This is a genomic window from Streptococcus sanguinis (assembly GCF_019929225.1).
Lineage (GTDB): Bacteria > Bacillota > Bacilli > Lactobacillales > Streptococcaceae > Streptococcus > Streptococcus sanguinis_J.
In genome coordinates this window covers 133,983-152,453 of the sequence record NZ_JAHZPA010000006.1, presented here as the reverse complement: position 1 = coordinate 152,453, position 18,471 = coordinate 133,983, and the positions used below count along the sequence as shown (strand labels likewise).

19 protein-coding genes and 2 pseudogenes are annotated in these 18,471 nt (G+C 43.1%); 18 read left to right on the top strand and 3 right to left on the bottom strand.

The window, feature by feature from the left end:
* The first annotated feature begins 197 nt into the window (after positions 1-197).
* The 10 genes and pseudogenes from purD (at position 198) to purB (ending at position 9,237) form a co-directional block, all read left to right on the top strand.
* The gene (gene purD / locus K1I80_RS10155) at positions 198-1,457 is read left to right on the top strand and encodes a phosphoribosylamine--glycine ligase (protein WP_223313730.1); all 1,260 of its coding nucleotides are present in this window, start codon (positions 198-200) and stop codon (positions 1,455-1,457) included.
* Positions 1,458-1,516: 59 nt separating this feature from the next.
* Positions 1,517-2,698: pseudogene (locus K1I80_RS10150) on the top strand (ATP-grasp domain-containing protein).
* A 235-nt stretch (positions 2,699-2,933) separates the two neighbouring features.
* Positions 2,934-3,422, top strand: coding sequence for a 5-(carboxyamino)imidazole ribonucleotide mutase (gene purE / locus K1I80_RS10145; RefSeq protein ID WP_223313729.1), 489 nt, complete (start codon positions 2,934-2,936; stop codon positions 3,420-3,422).
* The gene (gene purK / locus K1I80_RS10140; protein ID WP_223313728.1) at positions 3,409-4,488 is read left to right on the top strand and encodes a 5-(carboxyamino)imidazole ribonucleotide synthase; all 1,080 of its coding nucleotides are present in this window, start codon (positions 3,409-3,411) and stop codon (positions 4,486-4,488) included. The genes purE and purK overlap by 14 nt, the downstream gene beginning before the upstream one ends.
* A gap of 132 nt (positions 4,489-4,620) precedes the next feature.
* Positions 4,621-5,298: a hypothetical protein gene (locus tag K1I80_RS10135; RefSeq protein ID WP_125435437.1), complete on the top strand. Its 678-nt coding sequence runs from the start codon at positions 4,621-4,623 to the stop codon at positions 5,296-5,298.
* 42 nt (positions 5,299-5,340) lie between these two features.
* On the top strand, positions 5,341-5,568 hold the full coding sequence (locus tag K1I80_RS10130; protein ID WP_125435439.1) for a phosphoribosylaminoimidazole carboxylase: 228 nt from the start codon (positions 5,341-5,343) through the stop codon (positions 5,566-5,568).
* A 3-nt stretch (positions 5,569-5,571) separates the two neighbouring features.
* Positions 5,572-6,264 carry an aspartate/glutamate racemase family protein gene (locus tag K1I80_RS10125; RefSeq protein WP_125435441.1) on the top strand — a complete coding sequence of 231 codons (693 nt, stop codon included), beginning with the start codon at positions 5,572-5,574 and terminating at the stop codon, positions 6,262-6,264.
* Positions 6,265-6,266: 2 nt separating this feature from the next.
* A pseudogene (locus K1I80_RS12110) lies at positions 6,267-6,350 on the top strand (phosphoribosylaminoimidazole carboxylase); the annotation flags it as partial.
* Between the two features lie 110 nt (positions 6,351-6,460).
* Positions 6,461-7,918 carry a hypothetical protein gene (locus K1I80_RS10120; protein WP_125445487.1) on the top strand — a complete coding sequence of 486 codons (1,458 nt, stop codon included), beginning with the start codon at positions 6,461-6,463 and terminating at the stop codon, positions 7,916-7,918.
* A gap of 23 nt (positions 7,919-7,941) precedes the next feature.
* Positions 7,942-9,237: an adenylosuccinate lyase gene (purB, locus tag K1I80_RS10115; RefSeq protein WP_125445488.1), complete on the top strand. Its 1,296-nt coding sequence runs from the start codon at positions 7,942-7,944 to the stop codon at positions 9,235-9,237.
* Positions 9,238-9,428: 191 nt separating this feature from the next.
* Here purB and K1I80_RS10110 read toward each other — a convergent pair whose 3' ends face one another.
* Together K1I80_RS10110 and K1I80_RS10105 are read right to left on the bottom strand one after the other, a co-directional pair.
* Positions 9,429-9,995, bottom strand: a complete 567-nt coding sequence (locus tag K1I80_RS10110; protein ID WP_125434087.1) for an NAD(P)H-dependent oxidoreductase — start codon at positions 9,993-9,995, stop codon at positions 9,429-9,431.
* Positions 9,992-10,588, bottom strand: coding sequence for a TetR/AcrR family transcriptional regulator (locus tag K1I80_RS10105; protein ID WP_125434086.1), 597 nt, complete (start codon positions 10,586-10,588; stop codon positions 9,992-9,994). The genes K1I80_RS10110 and K1I80_RS10105 overlap by 4 nt, the downstream gene beginning before the upstream one ends.
* A 217-nt stretch (positions 10,589-10,805) precedes the next feature.
* Between K1I80_RS10105 and dhaK the strand changes: the two genes are divergently transcribed.
* From dhaK to dhaM, 3 genes are read left to right on the top strand one after another with little or no spacing between them, the layout of a single operon-like run.
* Positions 10,806-11,795, top strand: a complete 990-nt coding sequence (dhaK, locus tag K1I80_RS10100; protein WP_125434085.1) for a dihydroxyacetone kinase subunit DhaK — start codon at positions 10,806-10,808, stop codon at positions 11,793-11,795.
* Positions 11,796-11,805: 10 nt separating this feature from the next.
* The gene (gene dhaL, locus K1I80_RS10095; protein WP_125434084.1) at positions 11,806-12,384 is read left to right on the top strand and encodes a dihydroxyacetone kinase subunit DhaL; all 579 of its coding nucleotides are present in this window, start codon (positions 11,806-11,808) and stop codon (positions 12,382-12,384) included.
* Positions 12,384-12,758: a dihydroxyacetone kinase phosphoryl donor subunit DhaM gene (gene dhaM, locus K1I80_RS10090; protein WP_125445489.1), complete on the top strand. Its 375-nt coding sequence runs from the start codon at positions 12,384-12,386 to the stop codon at positions 12,756-12,758. The genes dhaL and dhaM overlap by 1 nt, the downstream gene beginning before the upstream one ends.
* Before the next feature lie 327 nt (positions 12,759-13,085).
* Here dhaM and K1I80_RS10085 read toward each other — a convergent pair whose 3' ends face one another.
* Positions 13,086-13,802 carry a GntR family transcriptional regulator gene (locus tag K1I80_RS10085; protein ID WP_002907683.1) on the bottom strand — a complete coding sequence of 239 codons (717 nt, stop codon included), beginning with the start codon at positions 13,800-13,802 and terminating at the stop codon, positions 13,086-13,088.
* A 140-nt stretch (positions 13,803-13,942) separates the two neighbouring features.
* On the opposite strand from K1I80_RS10085, the gene K1I80_RS10080 reads away from it, so the two are divergent.
* Genes K1I80_RS10080 through K1I80_RS10060 form a run of 5 tightly spaced genes read left to right on the top strand, consistent with a single transcriptional unit; the run spans position 13,943 to position 18,361 of the window.
* Positions 13,943-15,730, top strand: coding sequence for a glycoside hydrolase family 35 protein (locus K1I80_RS10080; protein ID WP_223312008.1), 1,788 nt, complete (start codon positions 13,943-13,945; stop codon positions 15,728-15,730).
* Positions 15,727-16,203 carry a PTS system mannose/fructose/N-acetylgalactosamine-transporter subunit IIB gene (locus tag K1I80_RS10075; RefSeq protein WP_002898809.1) on the top strand — a complete coding sequence of 159 codons (477 nt, stop codon included), beginning with the start codon at positions 15,727-15,729 and terminating at the stop codon, positions 16,201-16,203. The genes K1I80_RS10080 and K1I80_RS10075 overlap by 4 nt, the downstream gene beginning before the upstream one ends.
* 25 nt (positions 16,204-16,228) lie before the next feature.
* Positions 16,229-17,134, top strand: coding sequence for a PTS mannose/fructose/sorbose/N-acetylgalactosamine transporter subunit IIC (locus tag K1I80_RS10070; RefSeq protein WP_161544014.1), 906 nt, complete (start codon positions 16,229-16,231; stop codon positions 17,132-17,134).
* Positions 17,121-17,945 (top strand): PTS system mannose/fructose/sorbose family transporter subunit IID, encoded by an 825-nt coding sequence (locus K1I80_RS10065; protein WP_002907685.1) that lies wholly within the window; start codon positions 17,121-17,123, stop codon positions 17,943-17,945. The genes K1I80_RS10070 and K1I80_RS10065 overlap by 14 nt, the downstream gene beginning before the upstream one ends.
* Before the next feature lie 11 nt (positions 17,946-17,956).
* Entirely contained in the window at positions 17,957-18,361 is a 405-nt protein-coding gene (locus tag K1I80_RS10060) for a PTS sugar transporter subunit IIA (protein ID WP_002894390.1), read from the top strand.
* Positions 18,362-18,471 lie beyond the last annotated feature (110 nt).

Sequence of the window (18,471 nt, the reverse complement as noted above, 5' to 3'; positions counted from 1 at the left end):
AAAAGAAGAAGGCTGAAGCCAACAATAATTACGGCGATCATATGGAAGAGAGATTCTTTTTCTTATTAGAATGGAATAAAACGAACGATTGTGTTATAATTTAGATGAATAATTCGTAAAAATGGCAATAATTTTTACGTGATGTGTTAGCTTGGTGCGTAAGCGCCTGTGATATTGGATATTGGGGTATCTTAGCTATGAAGCTTTTGGTTGTTGGTTCAGGCGGTCGTGAGCATGCGATTGCCAAGAAGTTATTAGAGTCTCAGGATGTGGAGCAGGTTTTTGTCGCTCCTGGAAATGATGGCATGACCTTGGATGGGTTGGATTTAGTAAACATTGGAATTTCCGAACATTCCAGACTAATTGAATTTGCCAAGGAGAATGACATTGCTTGGTCCTTTATCGGTCCGGATGATGCTCTGGCAGCCGGAATTGTAGATGATTTTAACCAAGCTGGGCTCAAGGCTTTCGGTCCATCTCGTTTAGCAGCGGAGCTGGAGTGGTCCAAGGATTTTGCCAAGGAAATCATGGTCAAATACGGTGTTCCGACAGCAGCCTATGGCACATTTTCCGACTTTGAGGAAGCCAAAGCTTACATCGAAAAGCAGGGAGCACCTATTGTGGTCAAGGCGGACGGCTTGGCTCTGGGTAAGGGAGTGGTCGTCGCAGAGACTGTGGAGCAGGCAGTCGAAGCAGCTCACGATATGCTCTTGGACAATAAGTTCGGCGACAGCGGTGCGCGTGTGGTTATCGAAGAGTTCCTGGACGGCGAGGAGTTCTCCCTTTTTGCCTTTGTCAATGGCGATAAGTTTTACATCCTGCCGACGGCTCAGGATCACAAGAGGGCCTACGATGGGGACAAGGGGCCCAATACAGGCGGCATGGGAGCCTATGCGCCAGTTCCTCACCTGCCACAAAGCGTGGTGGACCAGTCAGTTGAGACGATTGTCAAGCCCGTTCTCAAAGGCATGATAGCTGAGGGACGACCTTATCTTGGCGTGCTCTATGCTGGGCTGATTTTGACAGCCGATGGCCCTAAGGTTATCGAGTTCAACTCGCGCTTTGGCGACCCAGAGACCCAGATTATCCTGCCGCGCCTTACGTCTGATTTTGCGCAGAACATCACGGACATTTTGGACAAGAAAGAGCCTGCTATCACTTGGCTGGATGAGGGGGTGACACTTGGCGTGGTTGTCGCATCAAATGGCTACCCGCTGGACTATGAGAAAGGCTTGCCTCTGCCGGACAAGACAGACGGCGACATCATCACCTACTATGCTGGGGCTAAGTTTGCGGAAAATAGCAGAGCACTGCTGTCGAATGGCGGCCGAGTGTACATGCTGGTCACCACAGCAGATACCGTCTCAGCTGCGCAGAAAAAAATCTACGACCAACTAAAAAAACAAGACACAACAGGCCTCTTTTACCGAACGGATATCGGAAGCAAGGCTTTGTAAATCAAATGTATTAAACTTTGAGCCGTGAGGCTTGAATATAGAATTCTGGTGTTTGAAAAATGAAAAACAGACTGCTATTTTTAGAAGGTTCTAGCTTAACTTCAAGAGAGACTCTAACAGTATTGCTAAAAGAGAGCTACAAAGTTGATGTCCTGTCTCCTGATAAGTTTTCTATTGCAACATTCAGTCGACTCACTCATAGAATTCCGACAGTTGATATAAATCGTTTTCCTTTAGATTACTTGAAACAAGTTAATCAGCTGCTTCATCAAAAAAATTATGCAGCTATTTTGCCGACACATGAGGAAGGCTGGTTATTGGCAAATGGGGGAAATTTTTTACCAACTCGTTTGCCAGTAGCGCTTGCTGATAAAGAACAAATTGAAAAGCTGGCTGGGAAGATTGCGTTTGCTGAAATTTCGGATCAGTTAAATCTGCCAATTCCTAAATGGGAGCGTGTGGAAAATTTAGAATCTGTTTCTCTTCCTTATCCTTATTGGCTAAAGGCAGACTATGGTACTGCCGGTCGTTTGGTTTATAAAATCACAAGTAAGGAAGATTTGGCGAGAGCTGCGGACGTTTTATTAGCCAATGATGAAAAATGGATGGTTCAGCAAGACATAGTCGGAGATTATGGTCAGGTTCAAGCAGTATTTCATCATGGTCAGTTACTTGCAGTTCATTCTAGTGTTAAAGTGGGTTCTGGTGCCGGTGGTTCAGCTGCTGCTAGATTAAGTATAGAATCTGAGAAAACGAGAGAGCATGTCGAAAAATTAGGTCAATTTTTACAATGGCATGGTGCTTTAACTTTAGATTTTATACGTACCGACGGTTATTTTTATTACATAGAATGCAATCCTAGAATGGTTGAACCTGCTAATGCCTACAAAGCAGGAGTTAACTTCCCAAAAATCATGATAGAGTTAGCCAATGGCTGCTATTCCAAATCTGATGTTAGTGTTGGGCAAGCAGGGGTAGGGACGCATAGCCTGATGGCTTTGCTTATCGGCACTGCTGAAAGAACCAAGAGCAGAAGAATGATATTACAAACCATAGGGCACTGACTTTTTAAAAGTGACAGTGAAGAGGTTTTAACCCCAGTTTGGAAAGACTTTTTGAGTTTTATTCCTCTTGCCATTATTATAATCCGATTATTGATAAATCCTGGAAGTGTCACAAAACTGGTCAATAATACTGTTAAACATTACAGTGTAGAAGCAGCCACCCTAAAAAATCTTTGAATAAATGACTTCATTTATTCAAATAGAAAAAGGAACATTCCGTTAGTTTACTTATTCTTTTCTACGGGATTTTCGCAAATAACAAAAAATGCTATAACATAAAAATGAAAGGAACTGAACACGGGACTAAATCCCTAGGAAAAAAGATAAAACTGCCTAGACGTAACCGTCGTTGTTAGTTTTCCTATTTTTCTACGGGATTTTTCACAAGCGAATCGTCCCTTTGTATCTTAATATGAAACCAATTATTTCCATCATCATGGGCTCCAAATCCGACTGGGCAACCATGCAAAAAACCGCCGAAGTGCTAGATCGCTTCGGAGTTACCTACGAAAAAAAAGTCGTCTCTGCCCACCGCACACCTGATCTCATGTTTCAACATGCGGAAGAAGCCCGCAGTCGCGGTATCAAGGTCATTATTGCAGGTGCTGGAGGCGCAGCCCATTTACCAGGTATGGTAGCAGCAAAAACCACTCTGCCTGTCATTGGTGTACCAGTCAAATCACGTGCTCTTAGTGGCGTGGACTCGCTCTACTCTATCGTACAGATGCCAGGTGGCGTGCCTGTGGCGACAATGGCTATCGGTGAAGCAGGCGCGACCAATGCGGCCCTCTTTGCCCTCCGTCTCCTGTCAGTAGAGGATCAGGCTATTGCGACAGCTTTGGCAGATTTTGCAGAGGAACAAGGAAAAATCGCTGAGGAGTCTAGTAATGAGCTCATCTAAAACAATCGGAATTATCGGTGGTGGTCAGCTGGGGCAGATGATGGCCATTTCTGCTATCTACATGGGGCACAAGGTCATCGCGCTGGATCCAGCGGCGGATTGCCCAGCCTCTCGCGTGGCAGAGATTATCGTGGCGCCTTATAATGACGTGGATGCCCTTCGTCAGTTGGCTGAGCGTTGCGATGTCCTGACCTATGAGTTTGAAAATGTCGATGCTGACGGTTTGGATGCCGTTATCAAGGATGGTCAGCTCCCTCAAGGGACAGACCTACTTCGTATTTCTCAAAATCGCATTTTTGAAAAGGACTTTCTCGCAAACAAGGCCCAAGTCACCGTGGCACCTTACAAGGTCGTGACTTCTAGCCAAGACTTGGCGGATATCGACCTGTCGAAAAACTATGTTCTCAAAACGGCGACTGGTGGCTACGATGGCCATGGGCAAAAGGTTATTCGCTCGGCAGCAGACTTGGAAGAAGCCCATGCTTTAGCCGATTCAGCAGCTTGTGTCTTGGAAGAATTCGTCAATTTTGACCTTGAAATTTCTGTCATCGTGTCAGGAAATGGCAAGGATGTGACAGTTTTCCCAGTTCAGGAAAATATTCACCGCAACAATATCCTGTCTAAGACCATCGTGCCAGCTCGCATTTCGGAAAGGCTAGCAGATAAAGCCAAAGCCATGGCAGTGCGAATAGCAGAACAATTGAACCTCTCTGGTACTCTCTGCGTGGAAATGTTTGCGACAGCTGATGACATCATCGTCAATGAGATTGCCCCACGGCCACACAACTCTGGCCACTACTCTATCGAAGCCTGCGATTTCTCGCAGTTTGACACCCATATTTTAGGCGTTCTTGGAGCACCATTGCCAACTATTAAACTGCATGCGTCTGCCGTTATGCTCAATGTTCTCGGCCAGCACGTCGAGGCCGCTGAAAAATATGTCACAGAAAATCCAAGCGCCCACCTCCACCTGTATGGTAAAATAGAAGCGAAGCACAACCGTAAAATGGGGCATGTGACCTTGTTTAGTAGTGTGCCGGACGAGGTGGAGGAGTTTGGGGAGTAAGACAGGACCCCAGTTATAAGGTCCGTCGTCTTACCCCTGCAAAGTTGACTAGGCTTGTCGTATCTGATAAAGTCAGCAAGAGAAGTCAGTCAACTACTGCTGGAAAGGGATTGATTTTTTAGGTGAAGTGAAATGCCACTAGAATATTTTGAGATAAAAAAGTTATTAAGAAGCCAAATAAGTTTGGTTGATTCTCTTATGAACAAAGCATTAAAGTATATGTTGCTCTATGGAATTTTATTGTTGGTTTTCTCTGTTAGGTATTCACAAAATACTAGCGATTCTATTATAATTTTTATTTTATTGCTTATTATGGGAATGCTCTATAGATTAAATGTTCTTTCTGAGAGAATAAGTCTTAAGAATTTAACGATAACTTTTAGAAAAGGCAATTTTTTAGAAACCAAATATATAGAGTTACTAGTCTCTGATATAGAAAGTTCCTTAAATAAAATAAATAGTTTTGTAAATTGGAGTTGTGGTATTTTAGCTACTATTTCAATATTTGCTAGTACGATATATCTTAACTTTTTAAAAGATCTTGTTTCTAAGGAAGAACTTGCAAAACTATTAGGTGGAGAAAATAGTAGTTTACAAAATAGCTTTATTGGGGGGTTATGGCAATTAATGTTAATGATAATTTTAGTGTTATTAGTGTATTACCTAACTGTTCAAGCTTTTACTTATGATAGGCGATTTGTAATTATTGTTTTGAAAAGTAGTCGTTATATTGATGAAAATGATGAAATAATAGTTGGTTTTTTAAATAAGTTGCAATATATTATAAAAAATTTTATTTCAGGGATATAATGTATACAACAAAAACGGTTGAAGACTATCAGAGGTAGGTTTATGATTCAAATCATCGTCAATGCTTTTGTGGAAGAAGGCAAAGAAACTGCTGTTGTGGAAGTGCTCTTTGCCAGCGCCGACCATGAAAAAGTAAAAGCCAAATATCAGGAATTAAAGATTCAATATCCAGACAATTATCTGGCTATCTATGATTTGCCTTTGGATACAGCTCTAAGTAGCTTGCCACACTATCCGTCGGTGGCGATAAGCAAGGAGGAATTTAATTAGCCTATGAAAACTATCGGTCTGATTGGCGGTATGAGTTGGGAAAGTACCACATCTTACTACCAAATAATCAACGAAACCATCAAAAAAGAGCTGGGTGGCTTGCATTCAGCCAAGATTCTGCTTTACAGTGTTGATTTTGCAGAGATTGAACATTATCAGGCAGTCGGGAACTGGGAGAAAAGCGGTCAACTTTTGACAGATATTGCTCAGCGCTTGGAGCAAGCAGGTGCGGATTTCATCGTTATTTGTACCAACACCATGCACAAGGTTGCTCCGCAGATACAAGAAAAGATTACGATTCCAATCTTGCATATTGCGCAGGCAACTGCGCAGGCCTTGTTGGCTGACGGTATTCAAAAAGTCGGCCTCCTAGGAACCAAGTACACCATGACTCAAGATTTTTATAAGGAGAAATTAATAGAATCTGGGTTAGAAGTGCTGATTCCAGACCAAGCTGGTATTACAGAGGTCAATCGGATCATTTATGACGAGCTCTGTCTAGGAGATATCAAAGAAAGCTCAAAGCAGACTTATCTTACCATTATAGATGATTTGAAAAAAGCAGGCGCTGAAGCTGTTATCTTGGGGTGTACCGAGATAGTTCTCCTCGTCAAGCAATCCGACACTGACCTGCCTCTCTACGACACAACAGTGATCCATGCACAGAAAGCAGCGGAGTGGGCGATAAATAAGTGACCATAGAAGACAAGCGCAACCGTAGAGTAGGGCATGTAACTTTGTTTAGTGATGCGCCGGATAGTGTTATTGAGTTTGGGGATTGAAACAGTTCTTATTTGGATGTTATTATATCTCATCTTAATAGTCCTGTTTTCTTTAGTAAAGAGATTGACCTAAAAGTTGAGTAGTTACTATTATAAGGAATAGATTTTGAATGGAAAATAATTCTTTAGATTTTAGATTGATAAATAATTTGTTGTTACCATCAATTAACTATGTATCTAAAAAAGATTTGAAAAAAAGAGATTTTTTAAGCATTTTATACGGAATTCTTTTTTTAATATTTACATGCATACTTGTAGTTGTAGTTTATCAGCAGTTAAAACCGTTTATTTTACAGACGGCAGTATCATTTGCTAATTTATACTTTATAACAGATGCAATATTTTCAGGGAAGAAAGAGTTTCTACAATATGTACCATCAACTCAGAATGTACATTCTGTCATATTATCTTCTGAAATAATTTTTGATAAGTTATCCTTACTTTTTAAAATGTTTTTTCCTATGATATTATCGTTGGTTACAATGTTAATTTTTAAGAAACAAAATTTTTTGTCGAGAGTAATTATTATAATCTTAACAATTCTAATTTATACCCTAATCTTTGAAGTTTATTTTCAAGCAACGTTAATTATTATTTTATTTGGTATTTTAATTATTTTTCATCCTATTGGAGATGGTAAATATTATACTGTTGTGCAATATTTTAATTATCTTGAAGAAATTCTTTATAATTGGCGGAGGAATCGTAAAAAAAATAAAAATAATAGAAAGAACATCATACTTTTAATTATTTCTTCCATAACTATGAGTTATTGTCTATTTAGATTCTTTCCGGGAGGAGGGGCAAGTTTTTCTTTACTTCTAACTTTATTAGTAGTATTTATTATGTGGATCTACAATGGAAGTGCTGGCAAAGAAAGTAAATTATTAAAAAAAATATTTATTTATATTATATTTTTTGGATTTACTTTAATTGGGAATTTAGAAATTGGTTCTGATGTTTTAAAAGTACCAGTATTATTTATTACTTTATTCTTTGCATTAGATCGGATTATTGCATTGTCAAAAGAAATGAAGGAAATAATTATTGAAAAAAGTATATTGTATTACTATGAATATGAAAATATAGAAAAATTACTTTTAATAAAAGAACTAATAAATATTGAGATTCTGCATGAAGTAGATGTGTCTGAATTGGAGTTGGCAAAACAAATAGCTATTAGAATTAAATTGGGTATCTACCAAGAAGTGCTAAAGTTATCAGATATTTATATAAAAAGAGAGTTTAAAAACTATCGTCACTTTGTAGAAGGAAATATTTTTTTACTAACTTTTGATGAAACAACTTTAGATGATGCGGTATCTTTGGAATCTTTAAAAGAAAGCCTCTTCGATATACTTAAATTAGAAGAACAAAATATTCTTTTGCCAGAGTTATATGAAATATACGCAAAAGTATTATTTAAATTAGAGCAATTTGATGATGCTATAGTTTACTTTGAGGAAAATATAATGTATATAAGCGAAGAATCGAGATTAATGTATATTAAAGCATGTGAACAAGTTGGAAATATAAAACAAGCTGAATATATACGTCGAAATTATTAATGATAGAATCAAGGAGAAAAATCATGATCAACCGTTACTCTCGCCCTGAAATGGCGAACATTTGGAATGAGGAAAATAAGTACAAGGCTTGGCTGGAGGTAGAGATTCTGGCTGATGAGGCCTGGGCTGAGTTGGGTGAGATTCCCAAGGAAGATGTGGCCTTGATTCGTGAGAAGGCAGGCTTTGACATTGACCGCATTTTGGAGATTGAGCAGGAGACGCGCCACGATGTGGTTGCCTTTACTCGGGCAGTTTCTGAGACGCTGGGTGAGGAGCGCAAGTGGGTGCACTATGGCCTGACCTCGACCGATGTGGTGGATACGGCCTACGGCTACCTCTACAAGCAGGCCAATGACATTATTCGTGAGGACCTGCGTCGCTTTACCGACATCATTGCAGAGCGGGCGCGGGAGCACAAGTTCACCATCATGATGGGACGGACCCACGGAGTGCATGCGGAGCCGACGACTTTCGGTCTTAAGCTCGCGACTTGGTACAGCGAAATGAAGCGCAACATCGAGCGTTTCGAGATTGCAACTGCGGGTGTGGAAGCTGGGAAAATTTCTGGTGCGGTTGGGAACTTTGCCAACATTCCGCCATTTGTGGAAAGCTATGTCTGTGAGAAATTAGGCATCCGTCCGCAGGAGATTTCGACCCAAGTCTTGCCGCGTGACCTCCACGCTGAATACTTCTCTGCTTTGGCCTTGATTGCGACGTCTATTGAGCGCATGGCGACCGAGATCCGCGGTCTGCAAAAGTCTGAGCAGCGCGAGGTGGAAGAGTTCTTTGCCAAGGGTCAAAAGGGTTCATCTGCCATGCCTCACAAGCGCAACCCTATCGGCTCTGAAAATATGACTGGTCTGGCGCGTGTCATTCGTGGTCACATGGTGACAGCCTTTGAGAATGTCTCTCTCTGGCATGAGCGCGATATTTCCCACTCATCAGCTGAGCGGATTATCGCACCGGACACGACCATTCTCATCGACTATATGCTCAACCGCTTCGGTAATATCGTCAAGAACTTGACCGTCTTCCCAGAAAACATGAAGCGCAACATGAACTCAACCTTTGGTCTTATCTTCAGCCAGCGGGCTATGTTGACCTTGATTGAGAAAGGCATGACCCGTGAGCAAGCCTATGACTTGGTGCAGCCAAAGACTGCCCAGTCTTGGGATAATCAAGTAGACTTCAAGCCTCTGCTCGAAGCAGATCCAGAAGTCACTTCCCGCCTGACTCAGGAAGAGATTGATGAAATCTTCAATCCAACTTATTACACCAAGCGCGTGGATGAAATCTTCAAGCGCGTGGGTTTGGAATAAACATAAAAACGAGCCTGGGCAAAAAGTCCAGGCTTTTGAATCTAAATTAGAAAAAATAGATGACGCAGTGGTTGATTGGCATCTTCCTTCGCTTTTTAAGCTCCAAAGATGACCTAATCAACTGTGCGGGGGTGGGAAGACGAGCTTTTTTAACTTGTTTGAAGTTCTTTCCCACTCTCGTTTTCTTTGTCTTAAATCTGACTGGCCATTTGCCCGATTTTCTGCAGCATTTCTTGGCGTTGTTGGTCCGTCTTGCGTTCTACTCCGTTGAGCTCGGTCAGTTTGACTGGGGTAATTCCGCACAGTTTCAGAACTTGATTCTTCAGTACCTTGCCATAGTCTTGGACAAAAGGCAGGGCAAAGGCTGGTGTATTATGGCTGGCGATAATACATCCGGACTTGCCTTGCAGGTGGCCTTGCATGCCTACTTTCTTATAAGAATAGGCAAAGTCAGCAGCAAAGACGCGGTCGATAAAGCCTTTGAGAATGGCCGGCATACCGCTCCACCAGATAGGGAAAATGAAAATCAGATGGTCTGCCCAAGTAATCAAATCCCGGTATTTGGCCATTTCAGGGTCTTTGTGCAGGTCACGGCGTCTATGTTCTTGGTCAAAGCGCAAGATCGGATCAAAATTTTCAGCATACAAGTCCAAGGTTTTCACCTCATGCTTCTTAGAAAGGTTGCTTTGAACTTCTTTGAGAATAGCAGCATTGAAGCCAGTTGGGCTGGGGTGGGTGTAAATAATCAAGGTTTTCATGATCGTTCTCCTTTGATATAAATGTCAAGCATGTGTTCAATCGTGCTTTGGATAGCTTGAGGATCAAGGTCTTGCCCGATAGGACTGTTGGCCAGAACGGCTAGACCCGTGATAAAGCTCCAAAAGTGAAAAAGGCTTTCCGCTTCGCTATTGCTAAAATTTTCCTCCTTGCGAAGCTTTAAAACAAGCTCCTTAAATTTATCAAATCCAGGCAGGTCAGACTCCAAGAGAATGGTGTCCCGAGTCACCTTCATATATTTAAAAGGAAATTTGATAAAAAGAGCTTCGAAAAAATGAGGGTAGGTCTTGGCAAAAATAATAAAATTAAGACCAAGCTGGGTCAGCTGATCACGCGCAGAACCTGTCGCATCAATCTTTTCATTGATTTCCTGATTGAGAAACAGCGAAAGCTGGGTCAAAACGACCTTAAGGTAGCCTTCCTTGCTCTCAAAATGGCGGTAAGGGCTGCCGTGAGTCACACCGCAGGCCTTGGCAACAGTCCTGAGCGAAAGCTGTTCAATTCCATGTTTTCCGATTTCGTCAATCCCTGTTTGGATGAGCTGTTCTTTCAGCTGGGCAGTATTGCGTTTCATGTATCTCCTCCGAAAAGTATACACTGTCTACTTATCTATCTTTAGTATACACTGTCTACTTTTTCTTGTCAACTAATTTGATGTTTTCTTCTAGTCTAAGATGTGGCAGAATTTGCTTTCGGTAAGATAAAATGTTAAAATGATATCAAAATGATAGCGCTTTCTTTTTAGAGCAAATTGCTCATTATAGAGAAGCGCAGAGAAACGGAGGACATCTATGAAGAAAATTATCAACGATCCAACGGCGGTTGTGGACGAGATGCTGGATGGCTTGGCCTATATTCACAGTGATTTGGTTTATCGGGTGGAGGGCTTTGATATCATTGCCCGCAAGAGTGAGAAGACAGGCAAGGTTGGCCTGATTTCTGGTGGTGGCAGTGGCCATGAGCCTTCCCACGCTGGCTTTGTCGGTGAGGGCATGCTGTCGGCCGCTATCTGCGGAGCAGTCTTTACTTCACCAACACCTGATCAGGTCTTGCAGGCTATCAAGGAAGCAGATGAGGGAGCTGGGGTCTTCATGGTAATCAAGAATTACTCCGGTGACATCATGAACTTTGAAATGGCTCAGGAAATGGCTGAGATGGAAGGGATTGAGGTGGCTAGTGTCATCGTAGATGACGATATCGCAGTGGAAGACAGCCTCTATACTCAAGGCCGCCGTGGAGTGGCTGGCACCATCCTTGTCCATAAGATTCTAGGGGATGCGGCGCGTGCAGGCAAATCTCTGACTGAAATCAAGGCTCTGGCTGATGAGCTAGTCAAAAATATTCACACAGTTGGCTTGGCTCTGAGCGGGGCAACCGTTCCGGAAGTCGGCAAGCCTGGTTTTGTTTTGGCTGATGATGAGATAGAGTTCGGCATTGGCATCCATGGTGAGCCAGGCTATCGCAAGGAAAAGATGCAGCCGTCTAAGGACTTAGCTAAAGAATTAGTCGAAAAGCTAAGTCAGTCTGTTGAGCTCAAATCTGGCAAGAAAATCGGCATCCTCATCAATGGTATGGGTGCAACACCACTCATGGAGCAGTATGTCTTTGCGGCCGATGTAGCAAATCTTCTGGCAGAAGCTGGAGTCGAAGTTGTCTATAAAAAGCTGGGTAATTACATGACCTCCATTGATATGGCGGGGATTTCTCTGACCTTTATCCAGCTGGAACAGCCAGACTGGCTGACAGCTCTCAACAGTCCTGTCACGACAGCCGCTTGGTAAGGAGGTACTTATGGACGCAGCAAGAGCAAAAAAATGGATGCAGTTGTTCAACGATAAGATCCAGGACCAAAAAGCTTATCTATCTGATCTCGATACACCCATCGGTGATGGCGATCATGGCGCCAATATGGCTAGGGGAATGGCAGCAGCAGTAGAGAGTCTAGCTGCTAAGGACTTTGCCAGTGCGGCTGAGGTTTTTCAGGCTGTTTCCATGCAGCTGATTAGCAAGGTCGGCGGTGCTTCAGGCCCTCTTTATGGCTCGGCCTTCATGGGCATGGCCAAGGCTGAAAAAGACGGCAAAGACTTGTCAGAAGTCATCCAAGCTGGTCTGGACATGATTCAGAAGCGGGGCAAGGCTGTGCCAGGCGAGAAGACCATGGTGGATGTCTGGTCGAGGATTCCTGTTTCTCTGCAGTCTGGAGACTTGACGCATGAAAAAATTAGCTCCTTAGTGGAAGCGACCAAGGATTTGAAGGCGACTAAGGGGCGGGCTTCCTATGTCGGGGAGCGCTCTATCGGTCATATCGATCCCGGTTCGGCTTCATCTGGTCTCCTCTTTGAGGCTCTTTTAGAAACGGAGGCAGGCTGATGGCAGATACTGGCATTCTTATCGTTTCTCATTCCCAAAACCTGGCCCAAGGTTTGTTTGACATCATTTCGCAGGTGGCGGCAGATGTGGCCATCAGCTATGTAGGCGGGCTAGAAGACGGCAGCATCGGGACCAGCTTTGAAGGGATTCAGGCAGCTTTAGATGCCAATGACAAGGACATTATTTTGGCCTTTTTCGATCTGGGCTCGGCTCGGATGAATCTAGAAATGGTCGCAGACTTTTCTGACAAGGAAATCATTATCAATAATGTTCCCTTAGTAGAAGGCGCTTATACGGCTGCTGCCCTTCTTCAGGCTGGGGCAGATTTGCCTAATGTTTTGCTTCAGGTCCGTGAAATGGAAATAAAGAAATAGCAGGTTTTCTAGAGACTTAATAAACGACTTCATTTGCAAAATAAGGAACATTTTATATCAAAAAGCTGGGATTCAACTCCAGCTTTTTTGCTTTATAATTATACCAATCTTCAGGAAAACAGCCTGTGTTTCTTATTTTTTCTTCTTTAAATCGATTAAAAATAGGACAAATACATAATATGTGGTTAATTTTTGACACAATTCACTTTTTAATGAACAAAAATTTTTAGAATGAATTGCAAATTGGTATAGATAGACTTATAATAGATATAAGTACACAAGATGAAACAAAAAACGACAGCCGATTAGAAGCCATCGTTTTCAATCTTAGTGATCCCGATTACAGGAAATGAACTTGATCTTGAAGAAGTCACCGCGTTTGTAAGTTTCGCTGTACTCTAAGATTTGTCCAGTGCTTTCCAGCTGGGTAATCTTCACCTGATGAACGGTCGGGAAGTTGGTATCAACTTCCAGTACTTTCGCAACATCTTTTGGTGTTGGGAAGACAATTTCATTGGTCTCTTCAAAATGCTCATCATTCATGTGAATGTGGTAGTCAGTTTTGAAGCGGTTGTAGATAGAGCTGTAGTAGTCCATATCTGGATAGTTAGGATTGATGTACTGCTCAGGGATATAGGTTTGGTGATAGATATAGACTTTATCGCCAGTCCGTCTGATCCGATCAATCTTATAGTAGAACTGCGTTGGTGCTAGTTCTAGCTTATCCAAGATTTTCAGGTCATTCCCACGCTTGATGGAGAGAACAGTCACCTTATCTTTTTGGATAGGGAAGGTCTCAACGTCAGAAAATTCCACCAGTTTGTGCTTTCTTGCACGTGAAACGAAGGTCCCCTTGCCTTGCTGGCGGATGATGTAACCATCATTGGCCAGTTCATTCAAAGCGCGGACAACAGTAATGGAGCTGACATTAAACATCTGAATCAGCTCAGCCTCTGTGTAAAACTTATCGCCATTTTCAAATTTGCCAGAAATGATTTGCTGCTTGAGCTCATCTTTGATTTGTTGGTATTTTGGAATAGCCATTTTGTTCACCTCTCTTTTTTTTACTTCTCTTACTTAAGATTTTAACATATTTTAAAAAAAAATGTTGACATTTATGCAAAGATTTATTATATTAATATTAATAAGAGATGAAAGCGGTTTTATAACTGGGGGAACATCAGATGGCAAGATTCAAAATTGGTCATTCCTTCTGTTTGGATGACCGGGAGTTTAAGATTTTATCGGGAGCCATTCACTATTTTCGGGTACAGCCTGAGGATTGGTATCATTCCCTTTATAATCTCAAAGCTCTGGGCTTTAATACAGTGGAGACCTATCTTCCTTGGAATATGCACGAACCTCAAAAAGGTGTTTTTGACTTCCAAGGGATTTTAGATATTGAGGCATTTTTACAGACAGCTCAGGATTTGGGACTTTATGCCATTATCCGCCCTTCGCCTTTTATCTGCGCGGAATGGGAGTTCGGTGGTCTGCCGGCCTGGCTGCTCAATGAAAATATGCGCATCCGCTCATCAGACGAGGCCTTTCTGCAGGCTGTAGCCAGCTATTATGACGAGCTGCTGCCGCGACTGACTCCAAGGCTGCTGGACAATGGGGGAAATATCCTCATGATGCAGGTGGAAAATGAGTACGGTTCTTATGGGGAAGACAAGGCCTATCTGAGAGCAATCAGACAGCTCATGGAAGAACGAGGTGTAACCTGTCCGCTCTTTACTTCAGACGGACCTTGGCGGGCTACGCTTCAAGCGGGTACACTGATTGATGATGATGTCTTTGTGACAGGAAATTTCGGCTCCAAGGCAGATTACAATTTTGCCCAGATGCAGGAATTCTTTGACGAGTATGGGAAAAAGTGGCCGCTCATGTGTATGGAGTTCTGGGATGGCTGGTTCAATCGCTGGAAAGAGCCTGTCATCAAGCGAGATCCAGACGAACTGGCTCAAGCTGTTCACGAAGTGCTCCAGCAGGGCTCAATCAATCTCTATATGTTTCATGGCGGTACCAACTTTGGCTTCATGAACGGCTGTTCGGCTAGAGGTGTCATTGACCTGCCACAGGTAACTTCCTATGACTATGATGCTCTACTCGATGAGCGTGGCAATCCGACGGACAAGTACTATGCAGTCCAGAGGATGCTGAAAGAGAATTATCCAGAGTATCCACAGATGGAGCCGCTGGTGAAAGAGTCTTTTGAGCTTAGGAATATTCCGCTCAGTCAGAAAGTCAGTCTCTTTGAGACCCTGCCTGACTTGGCAGAGCCTATCGAAAGTCTCTATCCGATGAAGATGGAGGAGCTGGGGCAAAATGTCGGCTACCTGCTCTATCGGACTTGGGCTAGTTGGGATGCTGATCAGGAAAGGCTCCGTGTCATTGACGGCCGTGACCGTATGCAGCTCTATGTGGACGGTCAGCACATTGCAACCCAGTACCAGACAGAAATCGGTCAGGATATTATGGTGGACGGTCAGAAAAAGGCAGAGCACCAGCTTGACATTCTGATGGAAAATATGGGCCGGGTCAATTATGGGCACAAACTCTTGGCAGATACCCAGCAGAAGGGCATTCGTACCGGTGTCTGCAAGGATCTGCACTTCCTGCTTGACTGGCAGCATTATCCACTGCCACTGGACCATCCAGAAAAGATTGACTTTTCAAAAGGGTGGCAGGAAAAGCAACCAGCTTTCTACGCTTTTGATTTTAAAACGAAAGCGCTTAAAGATACTTATCTGGATCTGTCCGACTTTGGCAAGGGCGTCGTCTTTGTCAACGGTGTCAACATTGGCCGCTTCTGGAATGTCGGACCGACCTTATCGCTTTATATTCCGCATAGCCTGCTCAGAGAAGGCAACAATCGCATCATTATCTTTGAGACAGAAGGGATCTACAACGAAACCATTCACTTAGTTAACCAACCTACATTTAAAACAATAAAGGGGGAAAATCTATGACAATAGTAGGTGCACGTATCGATGGACGTTTGATCCATGGACAGGTAGCCAATCTTTGGACTACAAAGCTTAACATTTCACGCATTATGGTGATTGACGATGAGGTGGCTGAAAATGCTATCGAAAAGAGCGGGCTCAAGCTCGCAACGCCAGCTGGTGTGAAACTCAGTGTCTTGCCGATTGCTAAGGCAGCAGAAAATATCTTGGCCGGCAAGTATGATTCACAGCGACTCTTGATTGTCGCTCGCAAGCCAGACCGCTTCCTGCGGTTGGTCGAAGCTGGTGTTCCACTGGAAACGCTGAACGTCGGCAATATGTCTCAGTCAGACGAAACTCGCTCCATTACCCGCTCTATCAACGTGGTAGATGCAGATGTTGAAGCCTTTCACAAGCTGCACGAAAAAGGAGTCAAATTGACAGCGCAAATGGTTCCCAACGATCCGGTTGAGGATTTCATGAAGTTATTAAAATAAGACAAAATTTTAGGAGGACATTGTTATGATACAATGGTGGCAAATTTTACTACTCACTTTGTACTCAGCTTATCAAATCTGTGATGAGTTGACCATCGTTTCGTCAGCAGGATCCCCTGTATTTGCCGGATTCATTACTGGTTTGATTATGGGTGATTTGACGACCGGTTTGTTTATCGGTGGTAGCCTGCAATTGTTCGTTCTTGGTGTAGGGACATTTGGTGGGGCTTCTCGTATTGATGCGACATCAGGTGCCGTTTTGGCGACAGCCTTCTCCGTAGCACAAGGCATTAAGCCAGAGTTGGCTATTGCGACAATCGCAGTACCGGTAGCAACTTTGCTAACTTACTTTGATATCTTGGGCCGTATGACAACGACTTACTTTGCGCACCGTGTGGATGCAGCAGTTGAACGCTTCGACTATAAAGGTATTGAACGCAACTATCTCTTAGGTGCACTTCCTTGGGCTCTGTCTCGTGCCCTCCCAGTCTTTCTGGCTCTGGCATTTGGTGGAGCATTTGTACAAGCGATAGTAGATGGTGTTGCTGGTGTGAAATGGCTGGCTGCAGGATTGACACTGGCTGGTCGTATGTTACCAGGACTTGGATTTGCTATCTTGCTTCGTTACCTTCCAGTTAAACGCAATCTTCACTACTTAGCTCTTGGTTTTGGCTTGACGGCTATGCTGACTGTGCTTTACTCAAACATTCAAACTTTGGGTGGGGCTGTATCTAGCATTGTTGGAACTCTTCCAAAAGATGCTGCGATTACATTTGCCAACAATTTCAAAGGCTTGTCTATGATTGGTGTAGCTATCTTTGGTATCTTCCTTGCCGTACAGCATTTCAAATATAGCCAAAGAACAGTAGTTGCTGCTCCAGCTGCTAGCACAAACTCAGAAAGTGAGGAAATTGAAGATGACGAACTCTAATTATAAATTAACCAAAGAAGATTTTAAACAAATCAATAAACGCAGCTTGTTCACTTTCCAATTAGGCTGGAACTACGAGCGGATGCAAGGTTCTGGCTATCTCTACATGCTCCTGCCTCAGCTGCGCAAAATGTACGGAGACGGCACTCCTGAATTGAAAGAAATGATGAAATTGCATACGCAATTCTTCAATACTTCACCTTTCTTCCATACTATTATTGCAGGTTTTGACCTAGCTATGGAAGAAAAAGATGGGGTTAAATCAAAAGATGCGGTCAATGGTATCAAGACAGGTCTTATGGGACCGTTCGCTCCTCTTGGAGACTCTATCTTTGGCTCTCTTGTGCCAGCTATCATGGGATCTATCGCTGCTACCATGGCTATCGCAGGCCAACCTTGGGGAATTTTCCTTTGGATTGCTGTAGCAGTTGCTTATGACATTTTCCGTTGGAAACAGTTAGAATTCGCCTACAAAGAAGGTGTCAATCTCATCACCAACATGCAAAGCACTTTGACAGCTCTTGTTGAAGCGGCTTCTGTACTGGGGATCTTCATGGTTGGTGGTTTGATTGCTACTATGATCAACTTTGAAGTATCTTGGGTATGGAACATCGGTAAAAAAGCGATTGATTTCCAAGATATGATGAATCTGATCTTCCCACGTTTGATTCCAGCAGTCTTTACAGGCTTTATCTTCTGGCTTTTGGGCAAGAAAGGAATGAACTCTACTAAGGCTATTTTCATTATCATTATCATGGCAGTAAGCTTCTCTGCTATCGGCTACTTCCTGCTAGGACAAGTACCAGAGTAATGGAGTAATTTATGAGCAAGAAATTAGTTTTAGTCAGCCACGGTCGCTTTTGTGAAGAACTGAAAACAACTACGGAAATGATTATGGGGCCTCAGGAAGACATCCATGCAGTAGCCCTGCTTCCGGAGGAAGGCCCAGAAGATTTTGCAGCTAAATTCTTAGAGACGGTCAAAGATTTTGAGGATTACTTGGTTTTTGCGGATCTCTTGGGGGGCACTCCTTGTAATGTAGTCAGCCGCTTCATTATGGAAGGACAGGATATCGAGCTTTATGCGGGGGTCAATCTGCCCATGGTCATTGAGTTTATTAACGCTTCTTTGACAGGAGCAGAAGTCAGCTATCCATCCAAGGCAGCAGAGAATATTGTTAAGGTTAATGATGTTCTAGCTGGCCTAATGGATGATGAAGATGAATAAAGCTTGAACAACCACTTCTAGTTGGGTCAAGTTCTTGCGCTGTCAGCAGATGGGAGACTGCTGATAGGTAAGGATTGGCCACGGTGGATGATTCAAGCATATTGGTCTAA